At 55.5% G+C, this 16,934-nt stretch carries 14 protein-coding genes and 3 pseudogenes; 12 read left to right on the top strand and 5 right to left on the bottom strand.

The window, feature by feature from the left end; translation table 11 throughout:
• The first annotated feature begins 353 nt into the window (after positions 1 to 353).
• The 6 genes and pseudogenes from GVN17_RS15560 (at position 354) to arsH (ending at position 5,143) form a co-directional block, all read left to right on the top strand.
• A complete protein-coding gene (locus GVN17_RS15560; RefSeq protein WP_166596163.1) occupies positions 354 to 1,418 on the top strand; it encodes a toll/interleukin-1 receptor domain-containing protein in 1,065 nt (354 codons plus the stop codon).
• 124 nt (positions 1,419 to 1,542) lie between these two features.
• A pseudogene (locus GVN17_RS15555) lies at positions 1,543 to 2,192 on the top strand (IS66 family transposase); the annotation flags it as partial.
• A 76-nt stretch (positions 2,193 to 2,268) separates the two neighbouring features.
• On the top strand, positions 2,269 to 2,619 hold the full coding sequence (locus GVN17_RS15550; RefSeq protein ID WP_166596162.1) for a metalloregulator ArsR/SmtB family transcription factor: 351 nt from the start codon (positions 2,269 to 2,271) through the stop codon (positions 2,617 to 2,619).
• Positions 2,620 to 2,638: 19 nt separating this feature from the next.
• A complete protein-coding gene (locus tag GVN17_RS15545) occupies positions 2,639 to 3,928 on the top strand; it encodes an arsenic transporter (protein ID WP_166596161.1) in 1,290 nt (429 codons plus the stop codon).
• A gap of 10 nt (positions 3,929 to 3,938) precedes the next feature.
• Positions 3,939 to 4,409 carry an arsenate reductase ArsC gene (locus tag GVN17_RS15540; RefSeq protein WP_166596160.1) on the top strand — a complete coding sequence of 157 codons (471 nt, stop codon included), beginning with the start codon at positions 3,939 to 3,941 and terminating at the stop codon, positions 4,407 to 4,409.
• A complete protein-coding gene (arsH, locus tag GVN17_RS15535; protein ID WP_166596159.1) occupies positions 4,409 to 5,143 on the top strand; it encodes an arsenical resistance protein ArsH in 735 nt (244 codons plus the stop codon). Before GVN17_RS15540 ends, arsH begins: the two co-directional genes overlap by 1 nt.
• A 381-nt stretch (positions 5,144 to 5,524) precedes the next feature.
• Here arsH and GVN17_RS15530 read toward each other — a convergent pair whose 3' ends face one another.
• Complete coding sequence (locus tag GVN17_RS15530) at positions 5,525 to 5,980, bottom strand: response regulator (protein ID WP_166596158.1); 456 nt, start codon at positions 5,978 to 5,980, stop codon at positions 5,525 to 5,527.
• Positions 5,981 to 6,149: 169 nt separating this feature from the next.
• Between GVN17_RS15530 and GVN17_RS15525 the strand changes: the two genes are divergently transcribed.
• Positions 6,150 to 6,614: a hypothetical protein gene (locus GVN17_RS15525; protein ID WP_256665240.1), complete on the top strand. Its 465-nt coding sequence runs from the start codon at positions 6,150 to 6,152 to the stop codon at positions 6,612 to 6,614.
• A gap of 161 nt (positions 6,615 to 6,775) precedes the next feature.
• Here GVN17_RS15525 and GVN17_RS15520 read toward each other — a convergent pair.
• Positions 6,776 to 7,122 (bottom strand): annotated as a pseudogene (locus GVN17_RS15520) (AAA family ATPase); the annotation flags it as partial.
• Between the two features lie 649 nt (positions 7,123 to 7,771).
• Between GVN17_RS15520 and GVN17_RS15515 the strand changes: the two are divergent.
• The 4 genes from GVN17_RS15515 to GVN17_RS15500 all read left to right on the top strand — a co-directional run bounded on the left by GVN17_RS15515 (position 7,772) and on the right by GVN17_RS15500 (position 14,148).
• A complete protein-coding gene (locus GVN17_RS15515) occupies positions 7,772 to 8,806 on the top strand; it encodes a hypothetical protein (protein ID WP_166596157.1) in 1,035 nt (344 codons plus the stop codon).
• 1,147 nt (positions 8,807 to 9,953) lie between these two features.
• Entirely contained in the window at positions 9,954 to 10,802 is an 849-nt protein-coding gene (locus GVN17_RS15510) for a DUF2971 domain-containing protein (protein ID WP_166596156.1), read from the top strand.
• A gap of 823 nt (positions 10,803 to 11,625) precedes the next feature.
• The gene (locus tag GVN17_RS15505) at positions 11,626 to 12,804 is read left to right on the top strand and encodes an MFS transporter (RefSeq protein WP_166596155.1); all 1,179 of its coding nucleotides are present in this window, start codon (positions 11,626 to 11,628) and stop codon (positions 12,802 to 12,804) included.
• A gap of 126 nt (positions 12,805 to 12,930) precedes the next feature.
• Positions 12,931 to 14,148: a YbfB/YjiJ family MFS transporter gene (locus GVN17_RS15500; RefSeq protein ID WP_166596154.1), complete on the top strand. Its 1,218-nt coding sequence runs from the start codon at positions 12,931 to 12,933 to the stop codon at positions 14,146 to 14,148.
• A 3-nt stretch (positions 14,149 to 14,151) separates the two neighbouring features.
• Here the strand turns inward: GVN17_RS15500 and GVN17_RS15495 are convergent, their stop codons facing one another.
• Positions 14,152 to 15,051, bottom strand: a complete 900-nt coding sequence (locus GVN17_RS15495) for a LysR family transcriptional regulator (protein WP_166596153.1) — start codon at positions 15,049 to 15,051, stop codon at positions 14,152 to 14,154.
• 151 nt (positions 15,052 to 15,202) lie between these two features.
• A complete protein-coding gene (locus tag GVN17_RS15490; protein WP_166596152.1) occupies positions 15,203 to 16,330 on the bottom strand; it encodes a TonB-dependent siderophore receptor in 1,128 nt (375 codons plus the stop codon).
• Here GVN17_RS15490 and GVN17_RS29690 point away from each other — a divergent pair.
• A pseudogene (locus tag GVN17_RS29690) lies at positions 16,296 to 16,415 on the top strand (transcriptional regulator); the annotation flags it as partial. The gene GVN17_RS15490 and the pseudogene GVN17_RS29690 sit on opposite strands and share 35 nt — an antisense overlap.
• Before the next feature lie 53 nt (positions 16,416 to 16,468).
• Here the strand turns inward: GVN17_RS29690 and GVN17_RS15485 are convergent.
• Positions 16,469 to 16,705, bottom strand: coding sequence for a DUF2188 domain-containing protein (locus GVN17_RS15485; RefSeq protein ID WP_166596151.1), 237 nt, complete (start codon positions 16,703 to 16,705; stop codon positions 16,469 to 16,471).
• Positions 16,706 to 16,934 lie beyond the last annotated feature (229 nt).

Raw genomic sequence — 16,934 nt, 5'->3', positions numbered from 1 at the left:
TCAGTTAATCAGCCACATCTTTTAGCCGTAGAGGAAGTCGTCTGGGAAAAAACCCAGGCAACTCAGCCCTCGCGTATCTGGATCAAAATTTCAGGTATGACCCGCTGATTTGTAGACTGCAGGCGCAGGTCATGACTGAGTCGCGAGCAGCCAAACTCCACCTGAAGCGCCAAATGAAGCGTCGGCAGGCACATCCTGCTCAACCTCAACTTGTCACGCGACAGTCTGATCTGGGTAGACAGCCAATGGCTGACTTCCCGCGAAGAGGGCTACATCGGTGGATTTGATTTTGCTAGATTCGCCATCCCAGCGCTCACATCGAGCCATCACCATGGATGTGTAAGGAGTAGCAATTGTCGAAGGACATTTTCATCAGTCACGCCGTTAAGGACAAAGACCTCGCGGATGCTTTCGTGGATTTGATGGTAACGGCGATGGGCATTAGCGCAGAAAATATCTTTTGCTCTTCGCTGGAAGGCATGAGCATCCCGACTGGTGCCAACTTCGTCGACCATATCAAAGCGGCCATCCAGAAGCCGAAAGCTGTGCTCGCCCTGATTACTCCCAACTACCTCGCGTCCCAGTTTTGCCTCTGCGAGCTGGGCGCGACTTGGGCCATGTCCCATAACCTGTTCCCACTGCTGGTGGAGCCGCTGACCTTCGAGGATGTCAGAGGTGTGCTCACAGGCGTGCAGCTCACAGAAATCAATAGTGCGACGCGACTCTCCGAGTTCCGAGACCAGCTCAACTCGACGCTTGGACTCACTGGAAAGAATACTGCCCGCTGGGAGTCCAAACGCAATGTATTCCTCAAAGGCCTCCCGAAGATTCTCAAGAAGCTGCCCAGCCTTGAACAGGTGTCCACCGCCGCTCACGCGAAAGTCGTGAGTGAGCTGGATGACGCCAGGCAGTCCCTGGCCGATCAGGAGGAGGAGCTGGCCGAGAAAAACGATCTGATCGCCAAACTTGAGAAAGCCAAAGACAAGAACGAAGTGGCCGCGATCAAGCGTGCATATTCGGGTGAAGCGGATCAGCTTGATCAACTGGAAACTGAGTTTGGCACCCAGCTGGAGAGCCTGCCTAGACACGTGTCTTACGTGGCCTGCAAAGAACTCGGACTTCATCAGAGGGTTAAAATCGACGGTTTCAAGGATGCGGATTTGGCTGATGGCCTGGAGAGAGCAGCAGGGCAGAAACTCATCGAGATTGATGACAGAGGCTTCTGTACGTTGAACGACTCGCATCCGCTAGTCAAAAAGATGACCAAGCCCCTTCGCGCGCTGAAAAGCTTTATCGAATCCGCGTCGATCGAGCTCCATAATGATTTCGAAGCAGAGCACGAGACATTGTTGGCACTCGACAACAGCGAATACTGGGCAAACCGCCTCGACAGCCGATTGCAAAGAATGTCCTTCTAAACCATCCCGCAGGCGCCCGTGTTCGTGGCGCTACGCCACATGAGCGCGCAGCTTGGAGTTCGTGTGCTACCCCAGCTCTGAGTACGGAGCTGGGTGACTTCGAGCTTGAAGATTTAGGAAATGATCAGGCGAGCATGCGCGTAACTTCCTTGGTGTGTGGAACGGCAAGCTGGTGTGCGATGACTTCGCGGGCTACAAGCCCGGTTTCGAGCTGGACATCACCGAAATCGGCTGCATGACCCACGCGCGTCGTAAGTTCTTCGACCTGCATGTGGCGAACAAGAGCCAACTGGCAGAGCAGGCACTGCACTCAATCGGCGGCTTGTGCGAGGTTGAACGGCAGGCCAAAGACATGAGCAACGAAGAACGCTGACGATTACGTCAGGAAATAGCGGTGCCCGTCGCAGAGAAACTGCACGAATGGATGCTGGCTCAGCGAGAACTGGTGCCCGAGGGCTCAGCCACGGCCAAGGCAATGGATTACAGCTTAAAACGCTGGGTAGCGCTGACGCGCTATCTGGATGATGGTGCTGTGCCCATCGACAACAATTCTGTCGAAAACACGATCAGGCCATGGGCGCTCGGTCGCTCCAACTGGTTGTTCGCCTTTCGCTGCGCGGTGGTAAACGAGCGGCGGCGATCATGAGTCTGATCCAGTCGGTGCGCATGAACGGGCATGATCCGTACACCTACCTGAAGGACGTACTGACGCGGTTGCCAACTCACAGAGCAAGCAAGCTGCACGACCTGCTTCCGCACGTTTGGTCGGCTTAAGTAACAAAGCTGCTTCCACTGGGGAAATCATATCTGTAAATTCGTATATACGAAAAACCGAATATACAGGTTGACCATGCCCTTTCAGCCCCACCCCTTCTTCAAATGCCTGGGTGATGAAACCCGCGCCCGGATCATGCTGATGCTCGCTGCCGAAGGCGAGCTATGTGTCTGCGAACTGATCTGGGCGCTCGACGATCACCAACCAAAGGTCTCCCGACACCTTGCGCAGTTGCGTACCTGCGGGCTGCTGGAAGATCGCCGTCAGGGGCAGTGGATCTATTACCGCCTTCATCCAGAACTGCCTCAATGGGCAGTGGAGGTACTCCAAACGACCCTTGAGGCTAACCGTTCCTGGCTAGGCGATGACCAAGGTCGCCTTGCTTCGATGGAAGGTCGCCCGGTACGCCAGGTTTCCTGCTGCTAAGTGCTTCTGGAGAACTGACATGCTGTTGGCAGTTTCAATATTTCTGATCACGCTGGTACTGATGATCTGGCAACCCCGTGGACTTGGCGTTGGCTGGAGCGCGTCTACCGGGGCAGTACTCGCATTGCTGACCGGTGTCATCACGCTCAGCGATATCCCGGTGGTCTGGCACATTGTGTGGAACGCCACGGCGACGTTCATCGCGGTGATCATCATCAGCCTTCTGCTGGATGAGGCGGGCTTTTTCGAGTGGGCAGCGCTTCATGTGGCTCGCTGGGGTGGAGGCAGCGGTGCTCGCCTGTTTGCACTGATGGTGCTGTTGGGGGCAGCGGTCTCGGCCCTGTTTGCCAATGATGGTGCAGCATTGATTCTGACCCCCATCGTGATCGCACTGCTGACTGCGCTGCGCTTCAGCCCTGCGGCTACCCTGGCTTTCGTGATGGCTGCCGGGTTCATTGCCGACACGGCCAGCCTGCCGCTGGTTGTCTCGAACCTGGTGAACATCGTCTCTGCGGACTTTTTCGATATTGGATTCGCGCGGTACGCCTCGATCATGTGGCCAGTGAATCTGGTGAGCATCGTTGCGACCTTGGGCATGCTCTGGTTGTTCTATCGAAAGGAGGTGCCGCTGGCGTACTCGCCCGAGCAATTACGGCGACCAGAAGAGGCCATCAAAGATCGTCATACGTTCATTGCGGGCTGGTGGGTGTTACTGCTTCTGCTGGTCGGTTTGTTCGCCCTTGAACCACTTGGCATCCCCGTCAGTGCCGTCGCCGCCGCATGCGCTCTGGTGCTGCTGATCATTGCTGCGAAGGGGCATGTGATCTCGACACGCAAAGTGATGTTCAACGCCCCTTGGCAAGTCGTGCTGTTTTCGCTCGGCATGTATCTGGTGATCTACGGGCTGAAGAATGCCGGTCTGACTGAGGGGCTCAGCTCACTGTTTGGCACCTTCGCCGACCATGGCCTATGGGCTGCCACGTTGGGTACTGGTTTCACCGCCGCGTTGCTGTCATCCGTGATGAACAACATGCCCAGCGTACTGATCGGTGCCTTGTCGATTCAGGGAACGGGCGCATCTGGGCTCGTACACGAAGCCATGGTGTACGCCAACGTCATTGGCTGTGATCTCGGCCCGAAGATCACGCCCATCGGCAGTCTGGCGACGCTGCTATGGCTGCATGTCCTGGCTCAGAAAAACATCCGCATCACTTGGGGGTACTACTTCAAGGTCGGCTGCGTAATCACCTTTCCCATTCTGCTTGCGACACTGGCAGCACTTGCCGTGCGCTTGAGCATTAGCGCGTAGGAGTTAGCTTATGAAGATCCTGTTCATGTGTACGGCCAATAGCTGCCGCAGCGTCCTGTCAGAGGGACTGTTCAATCATGTAGCTCCGGACGGGTTCACAGCCATCAGTTCGGGCAGCTTCCCCAGTGGCAAACTCAACCCACGTGCAGTGAGCACTCTGCAAGGATTGGGAGTCGACACGTCCAGCCTGTACAGCAAAGGCTCGGAAGCCTTTGCAGACACACCACCCGATATCGTCATCACCGTGTGCGACAAGGCAGGCGGCGAACCTTGCCCGGTGTATTTCGGCCCGGCCATCAAAAGCCACTGGGGGTTGTCCGACCCGTCTGAGGTAGACGGCACTGCTCAGGATGTTCAGGCCGCATTTGATGCGACTGTTGAACACATCAAAAGGCGGTTTGCCGCGTTCTTCACCCTGGATCTGAAAACGCTTCAAGGTGCGGATCTGAAGCAGGCCCTGGATCGGATTGGAGCCCTGTGATGAGCGAATTTGATACGGACTCTGTCGATACTTTTCCAGCCCTTGATCTGTCGCTGATGGATCTGCCAAGCGCTGAAAAATTGGGGCTTCCAGATGGCTCGAACATCACGCCACGCATTCTCCTACTCTATGGGTCGACCAGAGAGCGGTCGTTCAGCCGTCTGCTGACGCATGAAGCTGCACGTCTGCTCCAACACATGGGTGCCGACACGGTTATCTTCGATCCTTCAGGGCTACCCTTGCCAGATGACTCGCCAGTCGATCACCCTAAAGTGAAGGAGCTACGCGATCTGGTGCTGTGGTCAGACGGTCAAGTGTGGTGCTCCCCGGAACGTCACGGTGCGATGTCTGCGGTGTTCAAAGCGCAGATTGACTGGATTCCTCTGACCATGGGTGCCGTACGCCCTACGCAGGGTAAGACTCTCGCGGTGATGCAGGTGTGTGGCGGCTCCCAGTCCTTCAACGCTGTGAACCAGATGCGTGTTCTGGGCCGGTGGATGCGCATGCTGACCATCCCGAATCAGTCGTCGGTACCCAAAGCGTATCTGGAGTTTGATGACGCAGATCGGATGAAGCCTTCGCCGTACTACGACCGTGTGGTCGACGTGATGGAGGAGTTGGTGAAATTCACTCTGCTGGTACGTGGCCGTGAGGACTATTTGGTTGATCGCTACTCGGAGCGAAAAGAAAGCGCGGAAGCTTTGTCCGCCAGGATGAATCAACGTTCTATCTAGGCTAGCTGCGCTCGGGTGGGAAGTCCGCCATTAGGCCTTTTCGATTGCAACGTTAATGGCTGGACGCTTACAGATACCTGAGGGGATACGTAATCAGAAGACTTCCAGCCTGGGCCGCCATTCGCTCAAACCCTGCTCGGCCTGAGCCTGAAAAATGCGCCTGAGCTGTTGTGATCAACCCGCAACAAGTCAGATCCTCAATGATCGTCAGAGTTTTTCGGTAGAACGCATTGGCTGAACATGGGAGTACCGCTGATGCAATGGAGTCTATCGCGGTAAGGGCAAAATCATTCGCATTCATTGGGACAACCAGCAATCGTATTAAAAGTTCGACCTTGCGACGTTAACACCGTTCCTATGTGTCCTAATATCTATGGATTGCTAGAGCTTCGGCACAAGCCTCGTAGAGCCGGGTGGGGGTTCATTGATGATTGCCCAGAACCCTCCAATCTCCGAAACGGCAGAGACAAACTCTTTGAAATCTACGGGTTTTACAACGTACGCATTGACGCCCAGCTCATACGCTCGACTCAGATCCTGTGGCTCCCGAGAAGTGGTCAGCATCACCACCGGCACGCTGCTAAGCAAGCTATCGTTCCTCAATGTCTCTAGCACTTCCAGCCCGTTGAGCTTTGGTAGTTTGAGGTCAAGCCGAACGACAGCTGGATTGCCCTCAGCGCGCCCGGCAAAGTGATTACGTCGAAGAAGATAGTCAAGTGCCTCGTCTCCGTCCCGCACAACGACAACCTCGTTGGCAAGCTTGGCTTTTTCAAGAGCAATCAATGTCAGCTCAAGATCGTGGGCGTTATCTTCGACGAGTAAGATGGGCTTCAGCATTGGGCCTTCGCTTAGACATCCATGCCTTTTCAGGCAGGTGTATGGGGGACTGCCAAGTCTTCTACGCGCAGATCGGACGTTCAGGCATTTCTGTGCACTCCGGCCAGGCTCAACCCTGTCTCCAGGTGATGCGCTGGCCTCCAGATCTCTCGCGGGCATCAGCGAGCGGATGATCCTGATCCCAAGCCTGATGCAGTTCGATTTCGATGCACAAAACGTCGCTAAGTCAACTCTCAAGCAAGTCGCAGGGGTGAACCTTGGGGCCGTGGTGTTGGTGCATGCCAATTATGCCGCACAGGCGTGGAATGACACTGCGCAATTCGCCGAAGGCTCAGACCAAGTCGAAAATGCAATTGGGGCATTGCAATCGCGCAGAACCAGTGGGCCAGTCGTATTTGCCAACCGTTACGATGGGATCGATTTACCAGGCGACTCATGCAGAATCCTGGTGATGGAAGGGCTTCCCTCCGGAACGTCTGATTATGAGCTTTTGCGTGCTTCCACCCTGTACGGTGGAGCTACCATCAGTCGTATGCTAGCGCAGCGCATAGAGCAGGGCCCTTTGCGGCAAGAAATCCCCACCAATGGTGCCAGTATGCTTTACCCCGCCCCGTCCAGCAAAGAGCCAGTCTAGGTTAGGATAGCAGCGTCTAATATGCTGTTCCAGACTCAACTCGCCCGCCGAATGAGCGGTGCAGCTTTCCCGAGGGATGCCTGCAGTCCAAAACACTGTCGCGACTTCAAAGCCCCACATAGCCCTGTGATGGAAAGCGTTCGGCCTCATGGCGCTACCCCTGATAGGCTTGAGATCGGGTCGTCGATCACGATGATTCGCTCGCTCTTCAGCTTGCCACCTTTTTCATCGAGCTCGCCGTTACAGACTCTAGGAAGTACAGAAAGGAGATGAGGGTCTTCTCTCCCTCACTGAGCGTCTTGAACACGCCAGCCTGCTGGGCAGGTCTTTGCAGCTTGTAACGAGGAAGCTCACCCTCTTCCCTGACCACCAGAAACCCCTTGAGCCCAAGCACCCCCAACGACGTGTTGATGCTGTCGATGGACTGGTCGATATTCGTGATCTTGGCTTTGCTCAGCGCGATCGCATCCTGGTGAACCTGAGCCTTGCTACGGATCTCCTCAGCCATTCATCTGGGCGTCATAGGCCTTGAGGTCGAGACAGAAGCTTGCGAGGCCAGCGAGCTGATTCCCTCCCGTCTGCAACAGCCAGGCAATCATGAACATCACTCCTTGAGCTCCTCTGGCAATTCTGGGCTTCACTCTCCCAACGGGCCTAGGAGCGCCTGTACCTACCCTTCTGAAGAGCCTCGCCTTACCGCTTGGGCGGCATCATGGTGCACAAAGCGTTTCAACTGTTTAGTAGTTTGCGACGCGCGGATATAATGTCCGAGCATGCAAAAAAAACGCAGGGAATACAGTGAAAATAAAGCCAGGCACGAAATTCACCCTTTGTTCTCCGGATGACCTAGGAAGTCTTGATTACACCACCAGTGTGATTCTTCTAAACGCCTACTCATCTTACGACAGGGGCCTTCTCCGGTCTGCACTTAGGCCAAGCATTAGAAAAAATAAACTACTTCCTAGAGAGATTGATGCCTACAATCTTTGCATACATGAATACACCCACTATCTCGACCTTCACTGTACAGTTTGGGGAATGGAGTTTGTAAGTCGCAGGTGCAAAGCGCTTTCAAGGATCCTTGAGCAAGGCAAAGAGGCCTTATCAGTCACAATGCTCAACACAGCTGAAATTTTGATGCATAAAGACTCGAAAAAGTGCATCAGAAGCTCAAGCTTGAACGAGTCGTAACTGAGCACGCGATTACTTATTCCAAGAAATACGGAGCTGTTATAGTCGTATACCTCTATCGCGATGGAACTTTGATCGCAGAAACCTCTGTTAGCATGCTGTCAATTCTAGAGGCGAATGCTGTCGCCAACGAGTTTGAGGGTGAGTACCACTGGGTTGGCTGCACGTTGGGCGAAGTAACGCCGCATCAGGATGGCAGAATCGAGGCAAAGTACACTCAACTACTTCAAGACAGCTCAAGGCTTGAATACAACATTATTCACATCCTTGTTGCTATTCATTTTCCTGCCCATACGCTTCGTCATCGCTTGCGACTCGTCTCCGTCCTCTGTCAACTCGCCTTGGATATGTATGCCCTAGATCTATCCATGCTGGCGAATTTAATCAATGACGCGATAAAGAATAAATATTTCGGAGATGCGCTTTGCAATGATCTTTGCAGAGGCATGTCACGTCAAATAATCACGTTTTATCTCGTACTCTGGCTGCATGGTTACATTCAGCACGCTAAACTGACAGTTGATGAAGTAGCCAAATATTTCGAAGGCCCGCTAGATGAATTGATAGATGACATGCTAGAGGCCGTCGGACTGGAGCACCCGCTCAGCCGTAACATGAGCGACTTTGAGTTCCGAGTCTATTACAACACCCTTAGAAAAGAGCCAGGGAAATTCATATTGCCGGGGGCCTTGAAAGCGGCTGCTCACAATCGAAGGGTACGTAAATCCCAACTCGCTACTAGCAGGGCTTTTCGCAAGCTGATGTTGCCAGATATAGTCTTGGACGATCATGCAAAAATCCGTCCCCTATCACGGATCAAGGCTAGTGTTTTATCTCACTGGGATAACATGTACGAGGAATGTTCCGAGCTTGATGGGATGGCGGGAGATCCTGACGTCATGAAAAAATTCCATATGTCCCCGGATGATTTCGGGCCGATGCAGCAGCGTCGCCAAATACACATGCAGCAATGGATGCAGGATGAGTTGGGTGAATACTGATTACTCAGGTGGCCACATTAGCCTGGGACGGCACCGGAAGTTGAAAGATAGTGCGCAAAAGCATACAACTAGGGCCATCAGTCCGTCGCTCAGTTTATCCCTATACGCATGCTCAGCGAGCAGCCAGATCGCCCGCTCCATATCCTCACTCAAACGCCATCACCCTCGTTGCCAGGCAATCCCGGAGCCGGTCAAACTCGACCACCAACGCCCATGCCAGAGACTTCCGCATGCTCATCCAATTTGATCTCAATCAAAACGATCTCGATGCCCTGCTTCGCCACTGCCAGTCTTTCCAACCTGACTCAGGAGATGCACGAGAGGATCGCAGGTTAGCAGACGCGCTGGAGGTCGTGGCTGAGGCATTGATGTCCCCGTGTCAAGAGCCCCAGACCGTGTTGTCCGACACGGGTACAATTTTGGGCGAGCGTAATCGGCCCGTGGCCTGTGCTGCATTTGTATTCAAAGCTAAAGTTGCCGCCTCTGGCGGCTAAGCTTGGCGATTCCCCCCTGCACCAGGCGGATACTCCGACCATTGTGTTTCTTCAGGTTGGCCAAACAGATCGAAAAAGCAGAATCAGAAAACGCCAAAAGCCCTCACTAAAATGGCGTCAGACCTAGGCTTGTGGGGCAACTGGGATCTCCCTGCTTTTGCTTTGTCCTCAAATATATAAACTACGACGCGTTTGAAATTTTTTAAGGGGGCCGGGGAATTTAAATACGCTGGGATGTGACGCCAGTCACATTTCCTCTGCCCTTTTGCGAATTCCGAGCCCGCCGGGGATCCCATGGCGAGCGGTGCCAGGGAATGCAGTTCTCGCTGGCTGTCTTTCAATAGGCAAGATGTGAAAGGTGATTTTCAGCCTCGTGCACAACCGATGACCTAAGGTGACTCAACGTCAGGAACTCGGGCACCTTTGAGAGCAGACCGCTTCTCTAAGCAGGCCCTACATCAGTAATGCCTGGTCACGCTCATAACGTCAAAAGCCGAAATCTCGCCCGGTTGCCTGGTGCAAATCATCCACCGCCGCCGGGCTCGCAGATCCGCCCATGACAACGGCCAAGATAATTAATTATAATACTGATCAAGCAAGCAAACGCATATATAAATAAATTTACAACACTTAAGTAAGAGCGAGACACAGCCTTGAAAGCATACAAATATAGAGATCCATCTAGCAGAACCTTGGAGATACTTTCAAATCGCACAATATACTTCCCGCTTGCAGCCCAACTTAACGACCCTTTGGATTCACAAATAAACATTGATGCCGAATATCAAAAAGTTGTAGATATGTATCCACCACATCATAGTGAAGAATATTTAAGAAAATCTTTTTTGATCCATATTTTGAACCAGCACTCATTTATGGATAAGCACGGAAAAGAAATTGGGCTTAATGGGGCTTTGCAGTGGTACATGTCTACATTGGGAATTTACTCACTATCTAAAACCCCAACAGATGCACTATTATGGTCACATTATGGAGGATCTCACACAGGCATAGCTATTGAATTTGACACAAGCTTACTACTAGACAAAAATATATTTATCCGTGACGATATGAAATACTCAAAACTTCCACCCTATCAGGATTTGTTTTTGGATTTAGCAAATAGGCTTGGTGAATTTGTAAAGCCTTGGGAGAGCGACAACCGGTACGAGAACAATTTAGGTGATAGTTTTTATACTAAACAACTATCAGAGTTAATGCACGCCAATCTTTTTGTTAAATCGGAAAAATGGAAGTACGAAGAGGAGTACCGACTAGTTAGTAGTCGAACTGGAGGACATGAATTCCCTGCTGAAGCATTGAAATCGATAACCTTTGGAATCAAGGCAAACTTAGATTTTATAAGGAGGGTTGAAAAAATACTAAACACTGCCGACTATACACACGTCGATGTGAACTTCGTTCAGCATAGAATCGGTAGTTTTGAATTTGAGCTAACCAAGACATGCAACACGCTCATGAAGCTGGATAAAATCACTTAGCGTAAACCATCATGGCGTCAGGATTTTTGTGAACTCCAGAATGAACGTTTGCATCGGGACGAGCCGCCCATTTGGACTTTTTCATTTCAGCAAGAAGGTAAGTGAGGGCGTAAACTCTGGTGTCCACCTGTCTCGGGGTCGTGTGAACAAATCTTCAGCCAGGAAAAATCCCTTAACCTTTCGATGACGTCGACATGCAAAAGCATCGCGATAGCAACTCTCCAAGGTAAACGTATGGCGCTTCCGTAGGCTAATTTAGTACGTGCTGATAAGGGCGCTACCTGCTCGATAGCGCCGACCTACCAAGCGTTTGGCAGGATCTCCCTAGCCATGTCAACGAATGTGAGATCCAGCCTTTGGAGAAGGCTATTTGATGGCGAGCGTACCCAATCGGCAGAGGGGTATGCCCCCCCGCTAGCCGATGGTTGAGCGGCACAAGGTTCGAGGGTAGACCGCATCGAGTATCGCTAGAAGCTTACGAATGCTTCATGCACCACGGTGCACCATGGTGATATCAGAAAATACTCAGCATATACCGAGGTTCGGACGACTTGAAGACTACACGGATACACGCTTTCAGGCGTTTCTGTCCAATAAGGGTTCGATTCCCTCTACCCGCTCCATTTTTTTTGCGCCTCTTCTTCCGACGTTCACACGTTCCCAGCCCTCTACGCCCTGCCTGACTCAATGTCCGGGTGGCTGAAACGACGCCTCCACTACTCGCTAATGACCCTGTCTGGCATGACCGTATGCCCAAGGGGTATTTGACCGCGAAGGCTCTATTCCCTAGGGTGAACGGCCATATTCTCCCGATGGAAGTCTAATGTCCCGCCCCTCCAAACTGCCTCCAACCGTCTACCTGTTAGGGCTCACGATCTTTTCCCTGGTCACTGCGGAATTCATGGTAGCGGGCATGATGCCCTCCCTCGCTGATGCCTTCTCGGTGAGCCTCGCGCAAGTCGGCAACCTCATCGCGTTCTACGCCTTGGGGATGGCGTTGGGTGGCCCGCCGGTGACCGTTTTTCTGCTCTCGCGAAACGTCGGCAACAAACGGGCGTTGGTCACGTTGCTGGCCTGTTATGTGGCAGCGGGCGCGCTCGCGGCCGCCGCACCGAGCTACTTCGTGCTGGCCGTCGCGCGAGTGGTGATGGGGGTGTCGAGCGCCGCTTGCATCGGGCTGTGCATGACGGTCTGCGCGGGTCTGGTGGCACCCGAGCGACGGGGCAAAGCGGTCTCGGTCGTACTGGCGGGGCTGATGTTATCCCCCGTCGTTGGCGTGCCGATGACCACGTGGGTCGAGCAGCATGTCGGCTGGCAGGCGAGCTCATGGCTGGTGGTCGCCCTTGCGCTGCTCTGCACGGCCCTCGCCGCCAATCGCTTGCCTTCCAGTGTCAAAGGCAGTGAACCCACACTAAGCCAGCAGTGGGCTGAATTGAAGAACAGCCATCTGTGGGCGGCCTATCTCACCAGCGGCCTGATCATCGGTGCAACGTTCGCTGCGTTCAGCTATTGCACGCCCATCCTGATCCAGGAAGTCGGGGTCGCGCCGCGCTTCGTGGCGCCTCTGCTGGCGTTGTATGGCGTCGCCAACCTGATCGGCAACATGATCGTGGGCCGTCTTGCGGACCGGCACACTTTGCCGGTCACGGGTTGGGGGCTTGGGCTGATGGTCTTGACCCTGACGGGCTTCGCGCTCGCAGGTGATCACCAGTGGCTGAACCTGATCTGCTTCGTTGCGCTCGGGCTGACCGGTGTCGCGCTGAACCCCGCCATGGTGGCGCGCGTGATGAATGCCGCAGAGCCCGCTGCGCTGGTGAACATCCTTCACACCTCGGTGATCACCGCTGGACTGGCATTTGGCAGTTGGGCGGGCGGCGCAGCCATTGATGCCGGGTTTGGATTGCGGGCCCCCCTCTGGGTCGGCGCAGCCATGGCCAGTTTGGGACTCATCAGCCTGGTTCGGCCACTTGTGACCACACGAGCGGAGCCACGTTGCGTGTGAGCACACGGCCGTACCCGGCACTTGCTGATATCTCTTAGAGAGATAGCCGCGATCCATTATTTTCGCTTCTTCAGATATCGACGTCGCGCGTAGGGTGGGCTCATCTGAACTCAACAGGCGACGAAGATGGAAAAGGCTCACGCACCCTCCCACGCTGCAACGGCTCAAGATCGTTCCCATAACACCAGATGGGGGATCGCGGCGGGGTTTCTCGCGACGCTGGTCGGGATCGGTCTGGCGCGCTTCGCCTATACACCTCTGTTGCCCGCCATCATTGATGCGGGCTGGTTCGATGCGTCCAAGGCCGCCTATCTGGGCGCTGCCAATCTTGCGGGTTATTTGATCGGCGCGCTGACGGGTCGGGTAATGGCAGACAAATCGTCCACAGCCTTCACGCTCAGGGCCATGATGCTACTCGCCAGTGTTGCGTTTCTGGCCTGTGCTTTTCCGGTTTCCTACGTGTGGTTCTTTGTTTGGCGTCTGCTGTCGGGGATTTCCGGCGGGGCGTTGATGGTGTTGGCCGCGCCCGCCGTCTTGGCCCAAGTTTCACCCGCCAAGAGAGGGCTGGCGGGTGGGATCATCTTCATGGGCGTCGGTGTCGGTATTGCAGCGTCGGGCACACTCGTGCCGCTCTTGCTGCAGCAAGGCTTGAAGCAGACGTGGCTGGGGCTGGGCCTGATTTGTCTGGTGTTCACGGCGCTCGCCTGGAAAGGTTGGCCGACGCACGAAGCGACGCCCGCCAACGCCACTCATCACCCTGGCCAATCGAAGAACACCACACTCAAAGCCTTGTACGCCGAATACGCGCTGAACGCGGCAGGCTGGGTGCCGCACATGATTTTTCTGGTGGCATTCATTGCCCATGGCCTGAACAAAGGGCTCGAAGTGGGCGCGCAATATTGGGTGCTGTTCGGCATTGGCGCGACCCTCGGGCCTTTGCTCGCCGGCGTGTTGGCGGACCGGGTAGGCTTCGGTCTGGCGCTGCGCCTGTCGTTCATTCTGGAAGGCGTGTGCGTGTGCATTCCCGCGCTGGGGCTCGGCACACCCTGGCTGATGGCGTCGAGTGTCGTGGTCGGCGCTTTCGTCACCGGGACGGTGCCATTGGTATTGGGCCGCGTGCACGAATTGCTCGCACACCATCCGGCTCAGCAAGCTGCAGCGTGGCGCACTGCAACGGTGGGGTTTGCCCTGTTTCAGGCTGTCGCGGCGTACGGTTTTTCGTACCTGTTCACCTACAGCGGCAGCAACTACGCGTTGCTGTTCGTGATCGGTACAGGGGCCATAGCACTGGCGTTCCTGATCGACATCGTGGCAGCGCGCAGCCCGGTTGAAACCGCTCGCTAAGCATCACGCGAGCTGCCGAATATTCGACCCTCGCGCCTGCCCTTCTGTGTGCACGCTGTCGAGAAAGGTCGCCAGCGCGCTGGAAAAGTGGCCATCGAGACGTCGCACAAACACAGTCTCGACCTGCGCAAAGGCGGGCGGGATTTCGTGAACCGCGACCAGACCTTCCTGCCATGCGTGGGCGACCACCCCTCTTGGAAGCAGCGTGATCCCTACCCCCGCTGACACGCAGGCGATGATCGCATCGATCGATCCGAACTCCAGCGGCTCCGGCGCGACCATGCCCAGGCTCGCCAACAGCCCATCCAACCGTTGGCGATAAGAGCACCCCACGCGGAACACCACCGTTTTCAAATGCGAGATAGCGGCGACGCCCTCAAGCGTGCGAACCGCGCGGGAGGTCACCAGTACCAGTTCCTCATTGAACACGGTGTCGGCCTGCAATTCGGGGTGGCTGACCGGCCCGGCCACGAACGCGCCTTCGAGCTTGCAGTCGACAACGTCCTGAATCAGGCTGCTGGTCGTTCCGGTGCGCACCACAGGGCGAACGTCAGGCCAGGCCTTGGCGAAGCGCGCGATGAGCAATGGCAGACGAAGTGCAAGGGTGGTTTCCAGCGTGCCGATTTCCAACACGCCGGTGGGCTTTCCGTCGTCCCGGGCGGCGGCCGACGCGTCGGACAGCAACTTGGCAAGCCTGGCGGCATAGGGCAAAACACGGCGCCCTGCCGGGGTGATCTGAACGCCCTTGGCGCTGCGCTGAAACAGCGAAACGCCGAGTTCGTCTTCCAGCGAGCGAATTCTCGACGAGACATTCGATTGCACCGTGTTCAACTCCACCGCCGCCTTGTTCATGCTGCCATGCCGGGCGACGGCGTCGACGACCTTCAGATCAATCACGTCCACATGCTCACCTGCTATCTCGATAAGTACGAACTTGGCCGCTGGGCCATTTGTTTTCGAGATTATGCGGGATGAACCTCGCTGACAAGAAAACGCGGACGTTTGACCCATCGGGGAGTACCGGCCAAACGCCCGCGCCGTCGCCTTGCCGTGATCAGAACGAGTAATCGGCGCTCACCATCAGCCCGCGTCCCGCGCCCGGCACGCCGTAGCCGCGGCCGTTGTAGGTGGACCAGTAGTGTTTGTCGAACAGGTTGTTGACGTTCATCCGCACATCGAGATCGCGGGTGGCCTGCCAACTGACCATCGCGTCGTGCACGACGTAGTCCGGCACAGTCGTCTCGCCGTTGCGGGTCAGCACAGCGCCTTGGCCACGATAGATTTTTACCTCATCGACATAGCGCACGCCGTAGCTGACCGACAGGTCCAGCGGCAGTTTGTACGTCGTCCAGAGGTTGAGCGCGATTTGCGGGGTATTGGCCAGTTCCAGCCCCTCTTCCGAACCGTTGTAGCCTTTGACCAGCTTGCTGTTCTCGTGAATGTAGCCGCCGTACACCGACCAGTTGCGGGTGATGTTGCCCGTGCCGGACAGCTCCAGACCGCGCACGCGCTCTTCGCCGCCAGTGAACGCAGTGCCTTCGTCGTCATCGATGAACGTCAGTTGACGCTTGGTCTCAAACACATCGCCCGTCAGCTCCAGCGCGCCGTCGTACAGCTCCCACTTGGTGCCGAGTTCGTAGGTCTTGCCGCGATCACCCTTGGTCGACGCGATGCTGCCAGTCTGCGCCACGGCCAGCACGCCGGAGGGTTGTTTGGCGTTGGCGTAGCTGATGTAGAAGCTGCCGTTGTGCACCGGTTTGTAGACCAGCGCCGTGTGCACGCTGGTGAGTTTTTCCGACTGATCGGAATGGCCCAGGTCGGTGAATGCTGCGGTCTGGCTGGCGCGGCTTTCGTTGTCCGTCACGCGGGTGTAGAAGTGATCCTGACGTGCCGCCAGATGCAGTTGCCAGTTGTCGTTGAACTTGAGCGTGTCGAGGACATAGAACGCCTTGTCCGTTTGCTCCACTGACTGCTTGGCCGAGGTGTAGGTATTGGCGCTGAACGGATAACGCGACCAGTCGTTGCTGGCCACCGGCAGACTGCCCATACGGGCGCGGTCGGCCGCCGTCAGAGCGCCGGTTTTCGAATCCAGCGTCTGCTTGCTCAGGTCGAACCCGCCGACCAGCGCGTGGCCGATGCCAAACGTGTCGAGCGGGCGGGTGTCTGAAGTGTTGAATCGCAAGCGGAGCCTCAGTTTGGGGATGATCAAACGGCTTCACGACGGGCTGCACATCCCTTATGAAAGCCTGTTTGCAGGCTTTGCGTGAAAGCCTCAAAGGTGGAGCCCGACTGTCGAGGGGCTCCCGATGTGCAGGCCGACTTAGTGCTTCGTCTCTCCCTCCGCTCCCGCCCCTTTCTTCTCGGTCATGTCATCCGCGTCGGCACTCGGCGCAGACCTTTCTTTGTACACAGGCAACGAGGCCGCGTAGGCCATGGCCTCCTCGCGCGTATCGAATGAGCCAAGCCGATCGTGATGGGTGCAAACCCGCCACGGCCCGTTGTTGACGTTGATGACGTCGTAACCGTTGAGATGCGTTTTGAGTACCGTGCTTTGCATGGGAACCTCCCTCTCGTTCAGAGAGTGTTGTTGAGTGATCAACCAGCGATTCAGGGTTTCAACGGGATTTCTTCGTCTTTTTCAGACAGGCTTTTCCCGTCGTCCGGATGTTTCCAGGTTTGGGGTGGAGGGGTATCGCGCTTTTTATCGTCTGTGTTTTCAACCCGCTCGAACTCGTGCGCCTGTCGTTCGGTCTCGCTGCCACGGGCCTTTTCCATAGGATTGGGGT

The organism is Pseudomonas sp. SLFW, from assembly GCF_009905615.1.
In the GTDB taxonomy this organism is placed as follows: Bacteria; Pseudomonadota; Gammaproteobacteria; order Pseudomonadales; family Pseudomonadaceae; genus Aquipseudomonas; species Aquipseudomonas bambusae.
Note: the sequence above shows the minus strand (reverse complement) of the source record. Positions and strands in the feature narration are given on the sequence as shown.

Excerpts from the sequence above, each read along its gene's own strand:
- GVN17_RS15550 (WP_166596162.1), top strand. The coding sequence starts at position 2,269 with ATGCCCTTTCAGCCCCACCCCTTCTTCAAATGCCTGGGTGATGAAACC.
- GVN17_RS15545 (WP_166596161.1), top strand. The coding sequence starts at position 2,639 with ATGCTGTTGGCAGTTTCAATATTTCTGATCACGCTGGTACTGATGATC.
- GVN17_RS15540 (WP_166596160.1), top strand. The coding sequence starts at position 3,939 with ATGAAGATCCTGTTCATGTGTACGGCCAATAGCTGCCGCAGCGTCCTG.
- arsH (WP_166596159.1), top strand. The coding sequence starts at position 4,409 with ATGAGCGAATTTGATACGGACTCTGTCGATACTTTTCCAGCCCTTGAT.
- GVN17_RS15530 (WP_166596158.1), bottom strand. The coding sequence starts at position 5,980 with ATGCTGAAGCCCATCTTACTCGTCGAAGATAACGCCCACGATCTTGAG.
- GVN17_RS15525 (WP_256665240.1), top strand. The coding sequence starts at position 6,150 with ATGATCCTGATCCCAAGCCTGATGCAGTTCGATTTCGATGCACAAAAC.
- GVN17_RS15505 (WP_166596155.1), top strand. The coding sequence starts at position 11,626 with ATGTCCCGCCCCTCCAAACTGCCTCCAACCGTCTACCTGTTAGGGCTC.
- GVN17_RS15500 (WP_166596154.1), top strand. The coding sequence starts at position 12,931 with ATGGAAAAGGCTCACGCACCCTCCCACGCTGCAACGGCTCAAGATCGT.
- GVN17_RS15485 (WP_166596151.1), bottom strand. The coding sequence starts at position 16,705 with ATGCAAAGCACGGTACTCAAAACGCATCTCAACGGTTACGACGTCATC.